Annotated in this window: 15 protein-coding genes and 2 tRNA genes; 5 read left to right on the forward strand and 12 right to left on the reverse strand. The window is 70.2% G+C overall.

What is annotated here, in order from left to right:
• Positions 1 to 65 precede the first annotated feature (65 nt).
• The 5 genes from clpX to BS80_RS37075 all read right to left on the reverse strand — a co-directional run bounded on the left by clpX (position 66) and on the right by BS80_RS37075 (position 5,122).
• Entirely contained in the window at positions 66 to 1,355 is a 1,290-nt protein-coding gene (clpX, locus tag BS80_RS37055) for an ATP-dependent Clp protease ATP-binding subunit ClpX (RefSeq protein WP_035806205.1), read from the reverse strand.
• Between the two features lie 270 nt (positions 1,356 to 1,625).
• Positions 1,626 to 2,282 carry an ATP-dependent Clp protease proteolytic subunit gene (locus tag BS80_RS37060; RefSeq protein ID WP_035806207.1) on the reverse strand — a complete coding sequence of 219 codons (657 nt, stop codon included), beginning with the start codon at positions 2,280 to 2,282 and terminating at the stop codon, positions 1,626 to 1,628.
• A 56-nt stretch (positions 2,283 to 2,338) separates the two neighbouring features.
• The gene (locus BS80_RS37065; protein ID WP_051967754.1) at positions 2,339 to 2,959 is read right to left on the reverse strand and encodes an ATP-dependent Clp protease proteolytic subunit; all 621 of its coding nucleotides are present in this window, start codon (positions 2,957 to 2,959) and stop codon (positions 2,339 to 2,341) included.
• A 306-nt stretch (positions 2,960 to 3,265) separates the two neighbouring features.
• On the reverse strand, positions 3,266 to 4,657 hold the full coding sequence (gene tig, locus BS80_RS37070) for a trigger factor (RefSeq protein ID WP_035806209.1): 1,392 nt from the start codon (positions 4,655 to 4,657) through the stop codon (positions 3,266 to 3,268).
• A gap of 388 nt (positions 4,658 to 5,045) precedes the next feature.
• Positions 5,046 to 5,122: transfer RNA gene (locus BS80_RS37075), tRNA-Pro, on the reverse strand.
• Between the two features lie 167 nt (positions 5,123 to 5,289).
• On the opposite strand from BS80_RS37075, the gene BS80_RS37080 reads away from it, so the two are divergent.
• Together BS80_RS37080 and BS80_RS37085 are read left to right on the forward strand one after the other, a co-directional pair.
• A tRNA-Gly gene (locus BS80_RS37080) sits at positions 5,290 to 5,360 on the forward strand.
• A 99-nt stretch (positions 5,361 to 5,459) separates the two neighbouring features.
• Positions 5,460 to 6,263, forward strand: a complete 804-nt coding sequence (locus BS80_RS37085) for a DUF6348 family protein (RefSeq protein ID WP_035806212.1) — start codon at positions 5,460 to 5,462, stop codon at positions 6,261 to 6,263.
• A 37-nt stretch (positions 6,264 to 6,300) separates the two neighbouring features.
• Here the strand turns inward: BS80_RS37085 and BS80_RS37090 are convergent, their stop codons facing one another.
• Both BS80_RS37090 and BS80_RS37095 read right to left on the reverse strand, forming a co-directional pair.
• The gene (locus tag BS80_RS37090; protein ID WP_035806214.1) at positions 6,301 to 6,498 is read right to left on the reverse strand and encodes a hypothetical protein; all 198 of its coding nucleotides are present in this window, start codon (positions 6,496 to 6,498) and stop codon (positions 6,301 to 6,303) included.
• Positions 6,499 to 6,917: 419 nt separating this feature from the next.
• Positions 6,918 to 8,141 (reverse strand): PP2C family protein-serine/threonine phosphatase, encoded by a 1,224-nt coding sequence (locus BS80_RS37095; protein ID WP_051967679.1) that lies wholly within the window; start codon positions 8,139 to 8,141, stop codon positions 6,918 to 6,920.
• 275 nt (positions 8,142 to 8,416) lie between these two features.
• Between BS80_RS37095 and BS80_RS37100 the strand changes: the two genes are divergently transcribed.
• A complete protein-coding gene (locus BS80_RS37100) occupies positions 8,417 to 9,676 on the forward strand; it encodes a GNAT family N-acetyltransferase (protein ID WP_035806215.1) in 1,260 nt (419 codons plus the stop codon).
• A 36-nt stretch (positions 9,677 to 9,712) separates the two neighbouring features.
• On the opposite strand, the gene BS80_RS37105 is transcribed toward BS80_RS37100, so the two are convergent.
• Complete coding sequence (locus tag BS80_RS37105) at positions 9,713 to 10,198, reverse strand: ribose-5-phosphate isomerase (RefSeq protein WP_035806217.1); 486 nt, start codon at positions 10,196 to 10,198, stop codon at positions 9,713 to 9,715.
• A gap of 49 nt (positions 10,199 to 10,247) precedes the next feature.
• On the reverse strand, positions 10,248 to 10,847 hold the full coding sequence (locus tag BS80_RS37110; protein WP_035806219.1) for a biotin transporter BioY: 600 nt from the start codon (positions 10,845 to 10,847) through the stop codon (positions 10,248 to 10,250).
• A gap of 310 nt (positions 10,848 to 11,157) precedes the next feature.
• On the opposite strand from BS80_RS37110, the gene BS80_RS37115 reads away from it, so the two are divergent.
• Both BS80_RS37115 and pepN read left to right on the forward strand, forming a co-directional pair.
• Positions 11,158 to 12,579, forward strand: coding sequence for an amino acid permease (locus BS80_RS37115; RefSeq protein WP_035806221.1), 1,422 nt, complete (start codon positions 11,158 to 11,160; stop codon positions 12,577 to 12,579).
• Between the two features lie 107 nt (positions 12,580 to 12,686).
• Positions 12,687 to 15,269: an aminopeptidase N gene (pepN, locus tag BS80_RS37120; RefSeq protein WP_035806224.1), complete on the forward strand. Its 2,583-nt coding sequence runs from the start codon at positions 12,687 to 12,689 to the stop codon at positions 15,267 to 15,269.
• A gap of 93 nt (positions 15,270 to 15,362) precedes the next feature.
• On the opposite strand, the gene BS80_RS37125 is transcribed toward pepN, so the two are convergent.
• The 3 genes from BS80_RS37125 to ngcE all read right to left on the reverse strand — a co-directional run bounded on the left by BS80_RS37125 (position 15,363) and on the right by ngcE (position 18,766).
• Positions 15,363 to 16,316 (reverse strand): carbohydrate ABC transporter permease, encoded by a 954-nt coding sequence (locus BS80_RS37125; RefSeq protein ID WP_035806225.1) that lies wholly within the window; start codon positions 16,314 to 16,316, stop codon positions 15,363 to 15,365.
• Between the two features lie 13 nt (positions 16,317 to 16,329).
• Complete coding sequence (locus BS80_RS37130; protein WP_035806227.1) at positions 16,330 to 17,265, reverse strand: carbohydrate ABC transporter permease; 936 nt, start codon at positions 17,263 to 17,265, stop codon at positions 16,330 to 16,332.
• Between the two features lie 100 nt (positions 17,266 to 17,365).
• On the reverse strand, positions 17,366 to 18,766 hold the full coding sequence (ngcE, locus tag BS80_RS37135; RefSeq protein WP_035806229.1) for an N-acetylglucosamine/diacetylchitobiose ABC transporter substrate-binding protein: 1,401 nt from the start codon (positions 18,764 to 18,766) through the stop codon (positions 17,366 to 17,368).
• Positions 18,767 to 18,867: the final 101 nt, after the last annotated feature.

The following is an 18,867-nucleotide window of genomic DNA, read 5'->3' on the forward strand; positions in this document are numbered from 1 at the left end:
CAGCGCGACGACGAAGGGGGCCCGCGCACTCGGCGCGGGCCCCCTTCGTCGTACTCGATCGCGGCTCAGGCGCTCTTGTCGCGCCGCTCGCGCTTGATCATGTCGCGCGGGACCAGGGTCGGGATCGCGTGCTTGGAGACCACGTCCTCGGTGACCACCACGCGGGCGACGTCCTGACGCGAGGGGACCTCGTACATCACGGACATCAGCACCTCCTCCATGATGGCCCGCAGACCACGCGCGCCGGTGCCGCGCAGGATCGCCTGGTCGGCGATCGCCTCCAGCGCGTCCTGGCTGAACTCCAGCTCGACACCGTCGAGTTCGAAGAGCTTGCGGTACTGCTTGATGAGCGCGTTCTTCGGCTCGGTGAGGATCTGCAGCAGCGCCTCACGGTCGAGGTTGTGCACGCTGGTGATCACCGGCAGCCGGCCGATGAACTCGGGGATCATCCCGAACTTCACCAGGTCCTCCGGCATCACCGAACGGAACTGGTCCGCGGCGTCGACCTCCCGCTTGGAGCGGATGGTCGCGCCGAAGCCGATGCCCTTGGCGCCGGCCCGGCCCTCGATGATCCGCTCCAGACCCGAGAACGCACCGCCCACGATGAACAGCACGTTGGTGGTGTCGATCTGGATGAACTCCTGGTGCGGGTGCTTGCGGCCGCCCTGCGGCGGGACCGAGGCGGTGGTGCCCTCCAGGATCTTCAGCAGGGCCTGCTGCACGCCCTCGCCGGAGACGTCCCGGGTGATCGACGGGTTCTCACTCTTACGAGCGACCTTGTCGATCTCGTCGATGTAGATGATCCCGGTCTCGGCCTTCTTGACGTCGTAGTCCGCCGCCTGGATCAGCTTGAGCAGGATGTTCTCGACGTCCTCGCCGACGTAGCCGGCCTCGGTCAGCGCCGTGGCGTCCGCGATCGCGAACGGGACGTTCAGCATCCGGGCCAGGGTCTGCGCCAGCAGCGTCTTGCCCGAGCCGGTCGGGCCGAGCAGCAGGATGTTCGACTTGGCCAGCTCGATGGCGTCCTCGCGGCCGTTGCCGCCGCTGCGCCCCGCCTCGCCCGCCTGGACGCGCTTGTAGTGGTTGTAGACCGCCACCGCCAGCGCCTTCTTGGCGAGGTCCTGGCCGACCACGTACTGGTCGAGGAACTCGTAGATCTCGCGAGGCTTCGGAAGCTCCTCGAAGCGGACCTCGGAGGTCTCGGCGAGTTCCTCCTCGATGATCTCGTTGCAGAGGTCGATGCACTCGTCACAGATGTACACGCCTGGACCGGCGATCAGCTTCTTCACCTGCTTCTGCGACTTGCCGCAGAACGAGCACTTGAGCAGGTCGCCACCGTCTCCGATGCGTGCCACGAGGTGCTTCCCCTTCGCCAGGGGCCCCGCGGGGGTCCGGGGCCTGGTGCTGTGGACCGGCGCCGCCAACTCGGCGGTTAGGTCTCGGTATCCGACGGTACTCTGCCGAGCCGGTGAATCCGCCGTCTTCGGCAGCTATGCCGTACGCCCTGGGCGAATTGATACCGAACAGATGCCGCCGAGTGGTGTGGCCGGGGCCGCGCAGTCGCGGGGCGGGGCGCACCGTGGTACGCCCCGCCCCGGTCCGGCCGGAACCGGTCGCAGTCGGTCTCAGCCGATGAGCGAGGTCTTGCGGGTGGAGACGATCTGGTCGATAAGGCCGTACTCCAGCGCCTCCTCGGCGGTGAGGATCTTGTCGCGCTCGATGTCGTCGCGGACCGTGGCGATGTCGCGGTTGGAGTGCTTGGAGAGCATCTCCTCCAGCTGCTCGCGCATCCGGAAGATCTCCTTGGCCTGGATCTCCAGGTCGGAGACCTGGCCGCGGCCGGTCTCGGTGTAGGGCTGGTGGATCAGGATCCGGGCGTTCGGCAGCGCCATCCGCTTGCCGGGGGTACCGGCCGCGAGCAGCACGGCGGCGGCCGAGGCGGCCTGGCCCATGCAGACCGTCTGGACGTCGGGCTTCACGAACTGCATGGTGTCGTAGATCGCGGTCAGCGCGGTGAAGGAGCCGCCGGGCGAGTTGATGTACATCTGGATCTCGCGGTCCGGGTCCATCGACTCCAGGCAGAGCAGCTGGGCCATGATGTCGTTGGCCGAGACGTCGTCCACCTGCGAGCCGAGGAAGATGATGCGCTCCTCGAACAACTTGGCGTACGGGTCGTACTCACGGACACCCTGCGAGGTGCGCTCGACGAAGCGCGGGACGATGTAGCGACCCTCGGCACGGGCGCCGAGGTACTCGCCGCTGGGGCTGATGGGAAGGTTCATTGCGGTCTGTCCTCCGGATGCGTTCCGACGTGTCTGGGGATGCGGGGCGTGGGCGCTCAGGCTGCGCCGGTGCCGCCGCCGCCGGGGACGTCCGCGGCGCTGTGCATGATGTCGTCGATCAGGCCGTACTCCTTGGCCTGCTCGGCGCTGAACCAGCGGTCCCGGTCGGAGTCCTTGGTGACCTGCTCGAAGGTCTGGCCGGTGTGCTGCGCGATGAGCTCGGACATCCGGCGCTTGGTGCGCAGCAGCTGCTCGGCCTGGATGCGGATGTCGGTGGCCGAGCCGCCGAGGCCGGCGGACGGCTGGTGCATCAGGATCTCGGCGTTCGGCAGCGCGAAGCGCTTGCCCGGGGTGCCGGCGGTGAGCAGGAACTGGCCCATCGAGGCCGCCATGCCCATCGCGATGGTGATCACGTCGTTCTTGATGTACTGCATGGTGTCGTAGATCGCCATGCCGGCGGTGATGGAGCCGCCAGGGGAGTTGATGTAGAGGTAGATGTCGCGCTCGGGCTCTGCGGCCAGGAGCAGCAGCTGCGCGGTGATCTTGTTGGCGATGTCGTCGTCGACCTGCTGGCCGAGGAAGATGATCCGCTCGTTGAGCAGCCGGTTGTAGACCTGGTCGCCCAGGCCGCCGAGCACGTCACCACCGGCGGCGCGCGGCGTCATCAGGCCAGGCATCTGCATCTGCGGGAACGTCACTTAGCCACCTGCTCAGTCGATTCGGACGGTCCGTCTTGTTCGACCGTCACTACGTCATGTACGGGGACCGGGGCGGGCATCCCGGGCGCGGGGCCGCGTCGGGCCGCCCTGCCCGCGCTGTTGAAAGCTTGCTTTCGTTGACCCTAACGCGCAGGCAGGGCGCCACCATCCCCCACGCAGAACTGTTCGCTGTGAGCGCAGGTGCCCACCGGGTCGGGAGAGCACGCAGGGCCCGGACGCCGCAACGGCGTCCGGGCCCCGAGGGGTGTGCTAACCGCAGGCTGCTCAGGCCTGGTCGGCGGCCTCGTCGGCGGCCTCGACGGTCGCGGCGGCGTCAGCCGACTCGTCCGTCTCGTCCTCGTCGAAGTTGATCTCCAGGCCGTTGGTGTCGACGACCTTGGCCTCCTCGACGACCAGCGCCAGCGCCTTGCCGCGGGCGACCTCGCCGACGAGCAGCGGCACCTGGCCACCCTGGACGATCTGCTGCGCGAACTGGTCGGGCGTCATGCCCGAGCCGGCGGCACGGCGGATGAGGTGCTCGGTGAGCTCCTCCTGGTTGACGCCGACCTCGTGCTTGGCGACGATCTCGTCCAGCACGAACTGGGTCTTGATGCCCTTCTTCGCCTGGTCCGCGGTCTCCTGCTCGAAGTCCTCGACGGTCTTGTCCTGGCTGGCCAGGTAGACCTCCAGGGTCATGCCCATCGGCTCCAGCTGGTGGTGCGTCAGGTTGTGCTTGCGGGTCTCGACCTCGTCCTTGAGAAGCTTCTCCGGGTACTCGATCTCGACCTTCTCCAGCAGGGCGTCCAGCACGCGCTCCTGGGCCTGGGTGGCCTGGTCGAACTCCTTCATGCGCTCAAGGCGCGTGCGGGAGTCGGCGCGCAGCTCCTCCAGGGTGTCGAACTCGCTCGCCAGCTGGGCGAACTCGTCGTCCAGCTCGGGGAGCTCCTTCTCCTGGACGGCGGTGACGGTGACGGTCACCTCGGAGCTCTGGCCGGCCTGGGTGCCGCCCTTGAGCTCGGTGGTGAAGGTCTTCGAACCGCCGGCCTCCAGGCCGATGACGGCCTCGTCGATGCCGTCGAGCAGCTTGCCGGAACCGATCTCGTAGCTCACGCCGGTGGCGGTGCCGTCCTCCGGCACCTCACCGTCGACCTTGGCCTCCAGGTCGACGACGACGATGTCGCCCTCGGCCGCGGCGCGCTCGACGTCCTTGACCGAGGAGAAGCGCTCGCGCAGCTGCTCCAGGGACTTGTCGATGTCGGCGTCCTCGACCACGATCGGGTCGACGGTCACCTCGATCTCGCCGAACTCCGGCAGGGTGATCTCCGGACGGACGTCGACCTCGGCGGTGAACTTGAGGTCACCGCCGTCCGCGAGGCGCTCGACGCCCTCGATGTCGGTGATGTCGGGCTGGCCGAGGACCTCGATCTTGCCCTCGTCGACGGCCTGCGTGTAGAAGCGCGGCAGGGCGTCGTTGACCGCCTCTTCCAGCACCGCGGCACGGCCGAAGCGCTGGTCGATGACGCGGTTCGGGATCTTGCCCTTACGGAAGCCCGGGACCGAGACCTGCTGGTTGATCTTCTTGTACGCCGCGTCGAGGCTGGGCTTGAGCTCCTCGAAGGGCACCTCGACGGTGAGTCGAACCCGAGTCGGGTTCAGAGTCTCGACGGCGCTCTTCACGGTGGGGTCTCCTATGGGGCTTGCGGTCGGCTTGTCTGGTCCGGTCCGCCTCCCCTGAGGGCACGGGCCGGGCAGACGGGTGATGAGCCACCTGGTGCGGCATCTCCCGTATTGGGGTGGACGGCGAGCGGCTCACCCCCGACGGTGCGAGGAGGGGCCGTGGCTCTGTCACCCGGGCGGTCGGCCTGCGTGCATGCCACAGGGACTACCGCCAGCGGCCCATCCTACCGGTACCACGAAAGGCGCACGCCAGGGCACCACCGTGCCGGTCCGCCGGACCACGCGCCGTCACCGGGAAACCGGGAGCAGGGGCGGAAAACGACGGCGGAACAACGGCGGAAAACAACGACAGGGCCCCGTCCGTCCGGACGAGACCCTGCAACGATCGTGGTCGGGGTGACCGGATTCGAACCGACGGCCTTCCGCTCCCAAAGCGGACGCGCTACCAAACTGCGCCACACCCCGCACTGTCGCGAGAGGAAGCGTACACGCCGGGCATCGGCCGCTCGCCGGAATTTCGCAGCCGCTCCCCCCGCCGGGCGGCGGCGTGCAAGCGGTGTGCGCGAGGGCCGTCGGACCAGGTAGGCTGAGGCCCGTCTTCCTGACCGGTGACGGCCGGGAGGTCAGTGTGTGCGGGCGTAGCTCAATGGTAGAGCCCTAGTCTTCCAAACTAGCCACGCGAGTTCGATTCTCGTCGCCCGCTCCGATTGCGTCGGCCCCGGCTCCCCGAGCCGGGGCCGTTCGCGTGTTCGGACGGTCCGACAGGGGCGCCGGGGGTGTCTCGGCTCGGAGGGAGGGCGACGTGGGTCCCGAGCAGCGGCTGGCCGCGATCCAGCGCGGAGTGATCCGGGAAATGGCTCGTTACGGACGGGAGTTCACCGTCGACGGGGATCTCCTGCGCGGCCCCGGCACGACCGCGGTGGCGGTCCGCGAGCACCCCTCCGAGGACGGTTCGGCCGGCCATGTGGACCTCGGCTTCGTGCTGGAGCTGGGCAGCGGCGACACCCCGGTGGTCTGGGACTGCGCTGCGGGCCTGGGCACCACCGAGGAGGAGAAGCTCGACAGCGCGGTGCGGATGTGGGCCGCCACCACCGCCTCGACCGTGGTCGAACTCCTCGACCACCGGGGCCGCTACGGGGACCACCGGCAGCCCGCGGAACTCCCCGGCTGGCACGCGGTGCAGGGCCCGGCCACCGTCTTCGGCTTCGGCAGCGCCGACCTCTCCGGCTGGCTCGGCGAACACGAGCTGCTGCCCGCGCTGGCCGCCACGCTCGCGCCGGAGCTGACGGATCCGCGGCTGAACGGCGTGAAGCTCTTCCTCGGCGGGCGCGCGGGGGACGAGGTGGCCGAGGTCCGGGTGAACGGCGTGGTGGCGCAGCCCGCCTCGCAGGCGCTCGGCGCGTTGGACTGGCCGCGCGGCGAACGCTTCTGCTGGGCGCGGCTGTTCATCCTGCTGACCGCCGACCAGGGCGTGCTGGAGACCGCCCGGTCCGCCGAACACCCGCCGCAGCCCGCCCGGCCGGCCCTGGTCGTCGCCGATCCGGCGATGGTCCGGCGCGGCGGTTCACTGCGGCGCTGGTGGCAGGCCCGGCGCGCCGGTCAGTAACGGGCCCGGGGCCCGCTGACGCGCCGGTTCGGGGCCGTCAGCTGCCACCGAGGTGGCCGATGGACTTGGCGAGCTCGCTCAGGAAGTCCTGGATCGGCTTGGCGGCCGTGGACTGGTTGAGCATGAAACCGAAGAGCGCGGCCAGGATCGCGTGCGGCACCTTGATCTGCTTGTTGCGGATGAAGATCAGCAGGACGACACCGAACAGAACCAGCGCGGAGACGGAGAGTGCCACCCGGAGACTCACTTCCTCATGTCATGGCGAAGCGGACCCCGGCCTTTCCGACGGTCCCGAAGCGGAAACGCCGACCACGCCCGCAGCCCGGGAGTCGTACGGCTGACTCCTGGGAGCCCGACTACGCCGCACGTGATGCCCCCGCTCCCCCAGTCCCGGTCAGTCCCGCCCGGACTCAGTGTGGTCGACCATGCGGACTGCGTAAAGGACTTGCCGCTGACCTGTGCCAAGGATCCTGCGATGTGAGACGATTTTCCGCCGTCCGAGACGATAGCGGAGGGCGGCTGACGCACCGTCGGCGGGGGCGATCGGCAAGGTCGCCGGGGGTCTGACGCGGCTTCCGGGCCACCGTGCAGGTTTGGCCGAAGATCACCGCCGGGACTTGACAGGGATCCGCCCTAGGCCGTGTCAGACACGGCCTAGTCGCGCCAGAGCAGTAGGACGGCGCGGTCGTCGTTGATGTCCTTGGCGACCGTCTCGATCAGCCGGCCGGCGGCGCCGCGGCTGCCGGGGCCCAGGTGCGCGCCGGCCACCAGGCGGTCGGCCTCGCCCATCAGCCGGTCCATCCCCTCCGAGAGATCCCGGCCCGGCGCCTCGACCATCCCGTCGGTGCAGAGCATCAGCACGTCGCCGGGCCCGAGCCGGCCGCGCACGCCCTCGAACTTGGCGCCGTCGTAGATGCCGAGCAACGGGCCCTCCTCGGACTCCTTGATCTCCCAGCGTCCGGCGCCCGCCAGCCGCTGCATGCCGGGCAGGTGCCCGGCCGAGAGCAGCTCGTACTCCCCCGTGTCCAGGTCGAGCGCGAGGTGCACCGCGGTCGCGAAGCCCTCCTCCCACTCCTGGCGCAGCAGGTAGCCGTTGGCGGCGGGCAGGAAGTCGTGCGGCGGCAGCGAGCCGAGCAGGCCGCCGAAGGCCCCGGAGAGCAGCAGCGCACGCGAACCGGCGTCCATGCCCTTGCCCGAGACGTCGGCCAGCACCGCCTCCAGCACCCGGCGGCCGGGACCGGTCCGGGCGGCCACCACGAAGTCACCGGAGAAGGACTGCCCGCCGGCCGGACGCAGCGCCATGTCGGCGTGCCAGCCCTTCGGCAGCTCGGGCACCCGGCTCTGCACCCGCAGGCGTTCGCGCAGGTCGAAGAGCATCGAGCCGCCGCCGCGCCAGGGCACTCCGACCCGGCTGCGGAACTGGGCGACCAGCAGCCCGGCCACCCCGACCGCGCCGACCACCAGCGCGGCGCCCGGGGTGACCCCGAAGACGTACGCGTCCGGGCGGCTGCTGGCCACCCGCTCGCCGGTGTGGATCACCGACTCGGCGGAGAGGCCCAGCGCCGCGGCCGCGTAGAGCAGCACGAGCGAGCCCGGGCGCAGCAGCAAGGCGCCCGCCAGGATCGGCAGGACCAGCGCGGTCGGCGGGATCCAGGCCGGGATCCAGACGTTCAGCGCGACCAGCAGCGGGACCATGAGCAGCAGGACGGCGAAGGCGAGCCAGTCGGCGGCGTCGCCGCGGAAGTAGTCCACTCCGGTTCGGCGCAGCGTTCGGCGGGCCCGGTAGAGCCGCTTGCGCAACCGGGCCTTCAGGGGGTCCGCGGCGGCGTTTCCCGTCGCGGTCGTCCGGGGCGGTGAGCCCGGCGTGCTGCCAGCCATGGGGGCAGACCCTATCCACCAGGACCGGTCCACGTCGACGGGCTGTCACGCAACTCCCGAATGTCCAACTGATTTCAGCCGGGCCGCGAAGGCCCCCTGGGGGCTCACCGGCCAGTCGCAGGAGGCGAGTTGAGGCGCACGGCGGCCGCGCGCGCCGGTCCGGCCCGCTGTGCGCCGGCTCCGCCGCCGCTCTCGCCCCTGCTGTCCCACCTCAATCCGGGACAGCAGGGCGATACGGGGTCGCATCGCACCGCCCCGGATGGTACCTGTGTCATATGACACAGCCTGCGGACCATCCCAGCCTCGATCTTCGTCCCCTCGCCGAGTCCGAATGGGACGCCTGGTACCGCTGTGTGGAGGTCGCCTTCGGCGGCGAGTCGGATTCGCCGCAGCGGCGGGCGCTGTGGCGGGCGGTGACCGAGTTCGAGCGCTCGCTGGCCGTCTGGGACGGCCCCACCCCCGTCGGTGCGGCCGCCGCCTACTCGTTCCGGATGGCCGTGCCCGGCGGCTCGGTGCTTCCCACCGCCGGGGTGGCCAATGTCGGCGTGCTGCCCACCCACCGGCGGCGCGGCGTGCTCACCGCGCTGATGCGCCACCAGCTGGACGAGTTCCACGAGCGGGGCGAGTCACTCGCCGTGCTGACCGCCTCCGAACCCGCGATCTACGGGCGCTACGGCTACGGCCTGGCCACCTGGAAGATGGGCGTGGAGATCGCCCGCACCCGGGTGCGGGTGCGACGGCCCGCCGACGACTCGGTCCGGCTGCGGCTGGCCGACCCGGTCGAGGTCTCCGCGGCCTGCGAGAAGTTGTACGCGGCACTGGTCCCGCTGCGTCCGGGGATGCTGGCCCGGCTGCCCGGCTGGGAGCGGCTCCCGCTGCTGGACCCGCCGGAGGACCGCGGGGGCCGCTCGCCCCTGCAGTGCGTGCTGGCCGAGGACCGGACGACCGGCGAGCTGCTGGGCTACGCCCGCTACAGCGCCAAGGGCGACTGGCAGCACGGCGGCCCGGCCGGCGTGGTGCGGGTGCGCGACACGGCGGCGGCGACGCCGCAGGCGTACGCGGCGCTCTGGGGGTTCCTGCTGGACCTCGACCTCACCGACACCGTCATCGGCGAGAGCCTGCCGGTGGACGACCCGCTGCTGCACCTGGTCTCCGACCCTCGCCGGCTGATGCCGAAGCTGGCCGACGCGCTCTTCCTGCGGCTGGTCGACGTGGGCGACGCGCTCTGTTCGCGCGACTACCAGTGCCCGCTGGACGTGGTGCTGGAGGTGACGGACGAGTTCTGCCCCTGGAACACCGGGCGCTGGCGGCTGCACAGCGCCGGACCGGGCAAGGGGGCGAACTGCGAACCCACCACCGACCGGGCCGAACTGGCACTGTCGGCACGCGAGTTGGGTTCGGTCTACCTCGGCGGCCGGTCACTGGCGGCGCTGGCCGGGGCCGGGCTGGTGCAGGAGTTGCGCGAAGGCGCGCTGGCCGAGGCCTCGCGGGCGTTCGGCTGGGACGTCGCGCCCTGGCTGCCGCACGGATTCTGAGGCGGGCGGCCAGGGCGTGACTCGGGATCGGGAGGGTCAGCCCTGCGGGTGGTGGGCGGGGATCGGCGGGAGCTCGCCGGTGACCTCGTAGGCGGAGAGCATCTCGATCCGGCGGGTGTGCCGGGCCTCGCCGCTGTACGGGGTGGCCAGGAAGATCTCGACGAACTTCGTCGCCTCCTCCTGGGTGTGCATCCGCCCGCCCACGCTGATCACGTTGGCGTTGTTGTGCTCACGGCCCAGGGCGGCGGTCTGCTCGCTCCAGGCGAGGGCCGCACGGACGCCCTTGACCTTGTTGGCGGCGATCTGCTCGCCGTTGCCCGAGCCGCCGATGACGATGCCCAGCGCCTCGGGGTCGGCGGCGGTACGCTCCGCGGCCCGCAGGCAGAACGGCGGGTAGTCGTCCTCGGCGTCGTAGATGTGCGGGCCGCAGTCGATCGGCTCGTGGCCGGCCGCCGTCAGCCACTCGACGAGGTGGTTCTTAAGCTCATATCCGGCATGGTCGGAACCCAGGTACACGCGCATGCGTATGAGTGTGGCATGCGCGCGCGCCCGAGACCGACCGGCACATGGGTCAGGCGCGGCGGCCGACCAGCTTCCAGGCCAGCGGCAGCGCGCCCGTCGCCAGCAGCACCTTGAGGCCGTCGCCGACCAGGTACGGGTAGAGCCCCAGCTGCGCCGCCCGGGCGAGCGGGACGTGCAGCACGGCGGCCAGGTACGGGACGCCCACCGCGTAGATCGCCAGGTTGCCGAGCACCATCGCCGCCGCGGTCCGCAGCGGGCTGCGGTCGGCGCCGCGCCGGGCGAGCAGGCCGGTGAGGCTGCCGGCCAGCACGAAGCCGATCACGTAACCGAGGCTCGGCGCCGCCCAGCCGGAGCCGCCGGCCGCGAACCAGGGCAGCCCGGCCATCCCGGCCAGCAGGTAGAGGGCCAGCGAGGCCGCGCCGCGCCGGGCGCCGAGCGCGGTGCCGACCAGCAGGGCGGCGAAGGTCTGGCCGGTGACCGGGACCGGCGAGCCGGGTACGTTCACCGACAGCTGCGCGGCCAGGCCGGTCAGCGCCGCACCGCCGCCCACCAGGGCCACCTCGCGCAGCTGCGCGCCGAACCGGCTGCCGGCGGCGGGCAGCAGATCGGCCAGGACGGTACGGGACGGTATCGACGAGGCGATGGCCATCGGGGTCTCCACTCTGGGTCGGCGGCTGCGGGTGGGGGTGGCCCCAGCCGTTTCGGCGAACAGCCGTTTCGGTGAACAGTTGTGAACCTACGCGCCCGAACCACCCGCCTTCGAGCCGCGCTCCGACAAAGCGTCAGGTCATTCCTTGGTGGAATTCCACCCCGGCCGACAGCGGAGCGTGCGAGCGACATCACCGCACGTGAGGGCATCGTCCGCCATCTGGGCCGTCGGGCCGACCCCTTGGCGGTCTCAGCCGAGGCGCCGGATAGTGAGACGGCAAGTCCGCTTTCCGAACGTCTGGATCCGCTTCATGGCCCCCACCTCCGCTCCGCCTGCGCCCACCGCGCCGACGCTCGCCCCGGTCGGCACCGAGGGACCCCAGCTCGCCCACGGCCTCAAGCCCCGGCACCTGTCGATGATCGCGCTCGGCGGGGTGATCGGCGCCGGCCTCTTCGTCGGCTCCGGCGCGGGCATCGCCGCCGCCGGTCCGGCGATCATCCTCGCCTTCACGCTCTCCGGGCTGCTGGTGATGCTGATCATGCGGATGCTCGGCGAGATGTCGGCCGCCCGTCCCGCCACCGGCTCCTTCTCGGTGCACGCGGAGCAGGAGATCGGCCCGTGGGCCGGGGTGACCGCCGGCTGGATGTACTGGGTGATGCTCTGCTGCGGTGTGGCCGCCGAGGCGACCGCGGCCGGGACCATCATGAACTCCTGGCTGCCGGGGGTGCCCGGCTGGGCCTGGGTCGGCGTCTTCATGGCCTTCTTCTGCTCCAGCAACCTGACCGCCGTGAAGAACTTCGGCGAGTTCGAATTCTGGTTCGCCGCCGTCAAGATCAGCGCGATCGTGGCCTTCCTGGTCCTCGGTGTGCTGGGCGTCTGCGGCGTGCTGGGCTCGGGCGGCGCGCCGGGCACCAGCAACCTGACGGGCCACGGCGGCTTCCTGCCGCACGGCACCACCGGACTGATCGCGGGCCTGCTGGCCTCGGTCTTCGCCTACGGCGGCCTGGAGACGGTCACCATCGCCGCCGCGGAGTCCGCCGACCCCCGGCGCAACGTCGCCAACGCGGTGCGCACCGCGGTCTGGCGGATCGCCGTCTTCTACATCGGCTCGATGGCCCTGATCGTCACGCTGGTGCCGTGGAACGACCCGGCCGTGGTCAAGGAGGGCCCGTACGTCACGGTGTTGCGCCTGCTGGACGTGCCCGGGGCGGCCGTGGTCATGCAGGCCGTGGTGCTGATCGCGCTGCTGTCGGCGATGAACGCCAACATCTACGGCGCCTCCCGGATGGCCTTCTCGCTGGTCGCCCGCGGTCAGGGTCCCAAGGCGCTGGCGCGGGTCTCCGGCGGGGTGCCGCGGCTCGCGGTGCTGGCCTCCTGCGGGTTCGGCTTCGCCGCCGTGCTGGCCGGCTACTGGTGGCCGGACACCGTCTTCAGCTGGCTGATGAACACCACCGGCGTGGCCATCCTGGTGGTCTGGATCTTCATCGCCGTCTCCCAGTTGAGGATGCGCCGCCGGCTGGAGCGCGAGGCGCCCGAGCTGCTGACCGTGCGGATGTGGGGCTTCCCGTACCTGACCTGGATCGCGCTGGCCGGGGTGGTCGGCATCCTGGGACTGATGACCACGACCGCCGGTGACCGGGAGCAGCTCTACGCCGCGGGCGTCCTGGTGACGCTGCTGAGCGCGGCCGGTTACGCCAAGCAGCGTCGGGACTCCCAGCGGACTCCCAGCTAACGAAATGAACCCCTGAACGGCCCGTCACGCGTGAAAAGATGCCGGAGGGCAAGACCTGCCCACCATTTCTGCACAGCACCGTGCGAGCCGGACAAAGGAGTACCGCAGTGCCGGGGAAGAACCTCAGCCGGGACGAAGCACAGCAGCGCGCCGGGATCCTGAGCGTGGACGGCTACGAGGTACACCTCGACGTCACCAGCGCGCTCGACGCCTCCGCCGCCACGTTCCGTTCCACCACCACCATCCGCTTCCGCTCCTCCGCGCCGGGCAGCGCCACCTTCGTGGACCTGCTGGCGCCGGGCGTCCGCTCGATCACCCTGAACGGACGCCCGCTGGACCCGGCCACCGCCTTCGACGGCATGCGGGTCGCCGTCGACGGCCTGGCCGACTCGAACGTGCTGGTGGTGGACGCGGACTGCGCGTACAGCCGCACCGGCGAGGGCCTTCACCGCTTCACCGACCCGGCCGACGGTGAGACGTACCTCTACACGCACTACGAACCGGCCGAGGCCCGCCGGGTGTTCGCCAACTTCGAGCAGCCCGACCTCAAGGCGCCGTACGTCTTCACCGTGACGGCACCGGCCGCGTGGGACGTCTACGCGAACTCCGCCGAGGAGAGCGTCGATGAGCAGGACGGCGCCAAGACCTGGCACTTCCTGGCGACCCAGCCGATCTCGACCTACCTGACCGCCGTGGTGGCCGGCCCGTACCACGTGGCGCGCGACCACTGGAGCCGCGAACTGCCGGACGGCACACGGCTGGAGATCCCGCTGGCGGCCACCTGCCGCAAGTCGCTGGCGGCGCACCTGGACGCCGAGGAGATCTTCACGGTCACCAAGCAGGGCCTGGACTTCTTCCACGACGAGTTCGACTACCCGTACCCGTTCGGCAAGTACGACCAGTGCTTCGTGCCCGAGTACAACATCGGCGCGATGGAGAACCCCGGCTGTGTGACCTTCCGCGAGGAGTACGTCTTCCGCTCCCGGGTCACCGCGGCCGCCTACGAGGCCCGCGCCAACGTCATCCTGCACGAGATGGCGCACATGTGGTTCGGCGACCTGGTCACCATGCGCTGGTGGGACGACCTCTGGCTGAAGGAGTCCTTCGCGGACTTCATGGGCGCCTTCTCCCAGCAGGCCGCCACCGGCTACCAGTCGGCCTGGGTCACCTTCGCCAACCAGCGCAAGGCGTGGGCCTACAAGCAGGACCAGTACCCCACCACCCACCCGATCACCGCCGACATCCGCGACGTCGAGGACGCCAAGCTCAACTTCGACGGCATCACGTACGCCAAGGGTGCGGCGGTGCTCAAGCAGCTGGTCGCCTACGCCGGGCGGGACGCCTTCTTCGATGGCGCCCGGCAGTACTTCAAGCGGCACGCCTTCGGCAACACCGTGCTCGGCGACCTGCTGGAGATCCTCGCCGTGACCTCGGGCCGCGGCGAGCAGGCGATGGCCGACTGGTCGGCCGCCTGGCTGCAGACCGCCGGCGTCAACTCGCTCACCCCGCAGCTGACCGTGGACAACGACGGCCGGATCTCCGAACTCGTCGTCCTGCAGGACGCGACGGACGAGCAGCCGACCCTGCGGACCCACCGGGTGGCCATCGGCCTGTACGACCACCAGGCGGACGGCTCACTGGTGCGCACCGACCGGGTCGAGCTGGACGTGACCGGGGCGCGCACCGTCGTCGAGGAGCTGGCCGGGCGCCCGCGCCCGGCGCTGATCCTGGTCAACGACGACGACCTGACCTACTGCAAGATCCGCTTCGACCCCGACTCGCTGGCCACGGTGAGCAGTTCGCTGGGCGAGATCCGCGAGCCGCTGGCCCGGGCGCTGGCCTGGTCGGCCTGCTGGAACCTCACCCGGGACGGCCTCATGCCGGCCCGCGACTACCTGGCGCTGGTGCTGCGGTTCGCCGGGCGCGAGTCGGAGATCGGCGTGCTGCAGAGCCTCCACCTGCAGGCACTGGGCGCCCTGTCGCTGTACGTCGATCCGGCCTGGCGCGCGACGGGCGGGCAGCTGCTCGCCGAGGGCGCGCTGCGCGAGCTGCGCGCCGCCGCCCCCGGCAGCGACCACCAGCTCGCCTGGGCCCGCTTCCTGGCCGAGACCGCGACCGGCGACGAGCAGCTCCAGCTGCTGGAGGACCTGCTGGCCGGGCGGGCCACGATCGACGGGCTGGAGGTCGACCAGGACCTGCGCTGGTCGTTCTGGCTCGCGCTGTCGGCCGAGGGCCGGGCCACCGTCGAGCAGATCGACGCCGAGCTGAAGCGGGACAACACCGCGGGCGGCAACCAGAAGGCCGTCCAGGCCATGGCCGCACGACCCACCGCCGAGGCCAAGGCGGCCGCCTGGTCGGCGGTGGCCGACTCGGACGAGCTGCCCAACGCGCTGGTCAGCGCGCAGACCGCGGGCTTCTCCCAGGCCGGGCAGCGCGAGCTGACGGCGCCGTACACGCCGCGCTACTTCGAGCTGTTGGAGAAGGTCTGGGCGGAGCGCAGCATCGAGATCGCGATGCGCTTCGTCGGCGGGTTCTTCCCCCGGCTGCAGACCGACCAGGAGACGCTGGACGCCACCGACAGCTGGCTGGCCGACCACCGGGAGGCGGCGCCCGCCCTGCGCCGCCTCGTCCTGGAGTGCCGTGACGACCTGGCCCGCGCGCTGCGGGCCCAGGCCGCCGACCGGGCCTGAGCACACGCGACACGGGCCTGAGCGCACGCGAAACGGCCCGCCCCTTCGTCGGGGCGGGCCGTTTCTGCCGGCCGGGTGCGGCTGTCGCAGCGGCTACTTCAGCGTCGCCGAGGTCAGGCCGGACTGCACCTGCTTCTGGAACGAGAGGTAGACCACCAGCACCGGCAGCATCGCGATGGTCATGCCCGCGAAGAGGCCGGGGAAGTCGCTCGCGTAGCCCGAGGTCGAGGCCAGGTTGACCAGGCCCTGGGCCAGCATCGAGCGGTCCGGGTCGCTGCCGCCCTGCTGCTGCATCAGGGTGACCGGCAGCAGGTACTGGTTCCACTGGCCCAGCACGTTGAAGATACCGACGCTGATCAGGCCGGACTTCGCCATCGGCAGCATCACCTGGAAGAACGCCCGGGCGTGCGAGCAGCCGTCCATCATCGCCGCCTCGTGCACCGCGGTGGGCAGCGTCCGGAAGAACGAGTGCAGGAAGAAGACGGTGAACGGCAGCGAGTACGCCACGTAGACCAGGATCAGCCCCAGATAGCTGTTGAGGCCGAGCAGCGGGGAGATGGAGCCGAGGTTCTTCACCATGAAGAACAGCGGGACCAGCGCGAGGTAGACCGGGAACATCGCGCCCGCGACGAACATGTAGAAGATGATCCGGTTGCCGCGGAACTCGTAGCGGGCCAGCACGTAGGCCGCCATCGCGCCGAGCAGCATCGTCAGGGTGAGCGAACCGGCCAGCACGATCAGCGTGTTGGTGAAGTAACCGCCGATGCCGCCCTTGCTCCAGGCCCGGCCGAACGCGCTGAAGCTCCAGTGCGAGGGCCAGGACCAGGCGCTGCCGCCGATCTCGGCGTTGTCCTTGAAGGACCCCAGCACCACCCAGACCAGCGGCAGGATGATCATGATCGCCCACACGGCCAGGAAGCCGTGCGAGAAGACGTTGATGACGCCGCCGCGGTCCGCGAACCGCTCCTCCTTGAGCGGGCGGCGGACCGGCGCAGTCGGGGAGCCCTGGGCCGGGATGGTGCTCGTCTTGTCAACTTTGGTACTCATACCTCGGCCCCGCTCAGTACTCGATCCGCTCGCGCCGGGTGACCCGCAGCGAGACGACGGACAGGATGAGGGTGATGAAGAAGATCACAACACCCATGGCGCAGGCGTAGCCGGCCTTGCCGAACGGCAGGAAGTTGCGCATCAGGTAGGTGGCCAGCACCTCACTGCGGTGGTTCGGGCCACCGCCGTAGATGCCTGCGGGCGGCGTCATCGTGGAGACCAGGGCGAAGGCGTCCATCGCGGCGATCGCCAGGTAGACCCAGGCCGTCTGGATGGTGTCCCAGAGCAGCGGGATGGTGATCTTGAAGAAGGTCTGCCCGCGGCCCGAGCCGTCCAGCAGCGCGGCCTCGTAGATGTCCTTGGGGATCGACTGCATCGCCGCGGAGAACATCACCAGGTAGAAGCCGACACCGGACCAGATCAGCACCGCGAGGATGCACCAGAAGACCAGGTCGGGGTCGGAGAGCCAGAGGATCGGCTGCTGCGCGTTCTCCAGGCCCAGCTTGATCAGGACGCCGTTGAGCAGGCCGCCGCCGTCGCTGCGGTAGACCGCCTCGAACAGCACCGCCAGGATCGCCACCGACAGCACCTGCGGGAAGAAGAAGACCACCTTGTAGAAGCCGGCCCCGCGCACCCCCTGGATGCCGCCGGTGCCGCCGCGCCCGCCGACGTTGAGCATGAAGGCGAAGAAGAGCGCGAGCACGATGGTGACCACCGGCAGCAGGACGATCAGCAACAGGTTGTGGCCCAGCGCCGTCATGAAGATGTCGTCGTGCAGCAGCGCGGTGTAGTTCTTGAAGCCGACGAAGTTCATCGACGGCGAGACGCCCGACCAGTCGGTCAGCGAGTAGCCGAAGGTCTGGATGTAGGGCCAGATCACCAGCACTGTGTAGAGCAGCACCGGGAGGAAGAGGAAGCCCACAATGAATGGGTACTTACGATGACGCATGAAGATTGCTCCTGTCCGCCACAGCCTGCCGCGGGCGCGGGAGCACCGGAGACCGCTGGGCGGTCTCCGGTGCCTGTTGTCACTGGCCGGCGACTGATCGTCAGGCCGGCTTGACCTTGCTCGCTGCGGCCTTGGCCTGCGCGATCCACTGGTCCGGGCCGATCCGCTTGGCGCAGAGGTCGGCGGTGGCCGCCTGCAACGCGGTGTCGAACTCGGTCTGGACGTCCGGGTAGGTGTAGTAGAAGGTGTTCGTGCCCGCCGCGGTGAGCGCCGCGGAAGAGGACTTGGTGCCCGGCTTCAGCACCACGTCGGCGCCCACGCCGTCCTTCAGCACGGTCAGCGAGTTGGCCGCCGCGGCGAACTTGCCGGAGGCCTCCTTGGTGAGCATGATCCGCAGGAACTCCAGGCCGCCCGCGTTGTTCTTGGCCTGCTTGGGGACGATGAACGGCTCGCCCGCACCGGCCCGCAGCGTGGTCGGGCCCATCTTGTCGCCCGCGAGCGCGGGGACCGGCAGGAACGCCATGTCGAAGTCGGCCGGCGTGATCTTGATCATCTCGTTCTCGAGCCACGAGCCGGACGGGATGAAGGCGGCCTTGCCCTGGCACCAGGCGGTCTGCGACTCGGTGTGCGTCATGCCGTTGGTGCCGGGGAGCAGGTAGTCCTTGTCCATGATCTCGTAGAAGGCCGAGATGCCCGCCTTGACCGCCGGGTCGTCCCAGGCGGTGGGGTCACAGGCGTCGAGGCGCTTGAACAGCTCCGTACCGCCCTGCTTCGCGATCAGGTCCATGATCGTGTAGTTGGCGTAGTACGGGTACTTGCCCTGGTGGGCGAAGGGGGCGATGCCGGCCGCCTTGATGGTGCCGCACAGCGTGATGAAGTCGTCCCAGGTCTTGGGCGGCGTCCAGCCCTTCTCCTGGAAGAGCTTGTTGGAGTACCAGAGGCCGAAGACGGTGTAGACGTAGTTCAGCGACCACACCTTGCCGTCGATGGTGCCGGCATCCAGGGTGCCCGGGAGCAGGACGTCGCGGACCTTCTTGGTCGGGTCGTCCAGGTAGGGCGCGTCCAGCAGCGGGGTCAGCTCGGTGAGCTGGTTGTTCTTCGCCAGGACATCCAGCTTGAGCTGCGAGGCGCCGGAGTTGTCGACGACGTCGGGCGGGCTGCCGGCGTTGAAGCGCGGCTGGAGCTTGCCCGCGATGTCGGTGGTGCCCAGGTGGCTGATCTTCGCCCCGGCGTAGTCCTTGGTGTAGATCGCCTCGAAGTCCTTGGCGTAGTCGTCGCCGTAGCCGCCCTTGAAGATCACCACGTCGAGCGGGTCGCTCGCCTTGACGCCGAAGGGGTTGCTCGCGCTGCCGCCGCCCGGGCTCGCGCTCTTGCTGTCACTGCTGCTGCCGGTGCCGCCGGCGCAGGCCGCGAGCAGCGAACCGCCGCCGGCCGCAAGGACGGTGATCGCGGCCGCGCGCTTGAAGATGTCGCGGCGGTTGTACTCGATTGCAGAGCCCATGAGTGCCCTAACCCCTCGCCCTCAATGTATGGATCGGTTTCCGTGCTGCTGAGGTGCTGCCGAACTCCGCGCAGAGCCCTGCCAAAAGCTCGCGCGGCGCG

The sequence above is a fragment of the Kitasatospora mediocidica KCTC 9733 genome (assembly GCF_000744225.1).
GTDB lineage: Bacteria > Actinomycetota > Actinomycetes > Streptomycetales > Streptomycetaceae > Kitasatospora > Kitasatospora mediocidica.

What these genes read in the sequence shown, in the direction of transcription:
- BS80_RS37105 (WP_035806217.1), bottom strand. Translation starts at nt 10,198, where the DNA reads ATGCGCGTGTACCTGGGTTCCGACCATGCCGGATATGAGCTTAAGAAC.
- BS80_RS37125 (WP_035806225.1), bottom strand. Translation starts at nt 16,316, where the DNA reads ATGAGTACCAAAGTTGACAAGACGAGCACCATCCCGGCCCAGGGCTCC.
- BS80_RS37130 (WP_035806227.1), bottom strand. Translation starts at nt 17,265, where the DNA reads ATGCGTCATCGTAAGTACCCATTCATTGTGGGCTTCCTCTTCCTCCCG.
- BS80_RS37060 (WP_035806207.1), bottom strand. Translation starts at nt 2,282, where the DNA reads ATGAACCTTCCCATCAGCCCCAGCGGCGAGTACCTCGGCGCCCGTGCC.
- BS80_RS37095 (WP_051967679.1), bottom strand. Translation starts at nt 8,141, where the DNA reads ATGGCTGGCAGCACGCCGGGCTCACCGCCCCGGACGACCGCGACGGGA.
- BS80_RS37100 (WP_035806215.1), top strand. Translation starts at nt 8,417, where the DNA reads ATGACACAGCCTGCGGACCATCCCAGCCTCGATCTTCGTCCCCTCGCC.
- BS80_RS37065 (WP_051967754.1), bottom strand. Translation starts at nt 2,959, where the DNA reads ATGCCTGGCCTGATGACGCCGCGCGCCGCCGGTGGTGACGTGCTCGGC.
- BS80_RS37110 (WP_035806219.1), bottom strand. Translation starts at nt 10,847, where the DNA reads ATGGCCATCGCCTCGTCGATACCGTCCCGTACCGTCCTGGCCGATCTG.
- BS80_RS37115 (WP_035806221.1), top strand. Translation starts at nt 11,158, where the DNA reads ATGGCCCCCACCTCCGCTCCGCCTGCGCCCACCGCGCCGACGCTCGCC.
- ngcE (WP_035806229.1), bottom strand. Translation starts at nt 18,766, where the DNA reads ATGGGCTCTGCAATCGAGTACAACCGCCGCGACATCTTCAAGCGCGCG.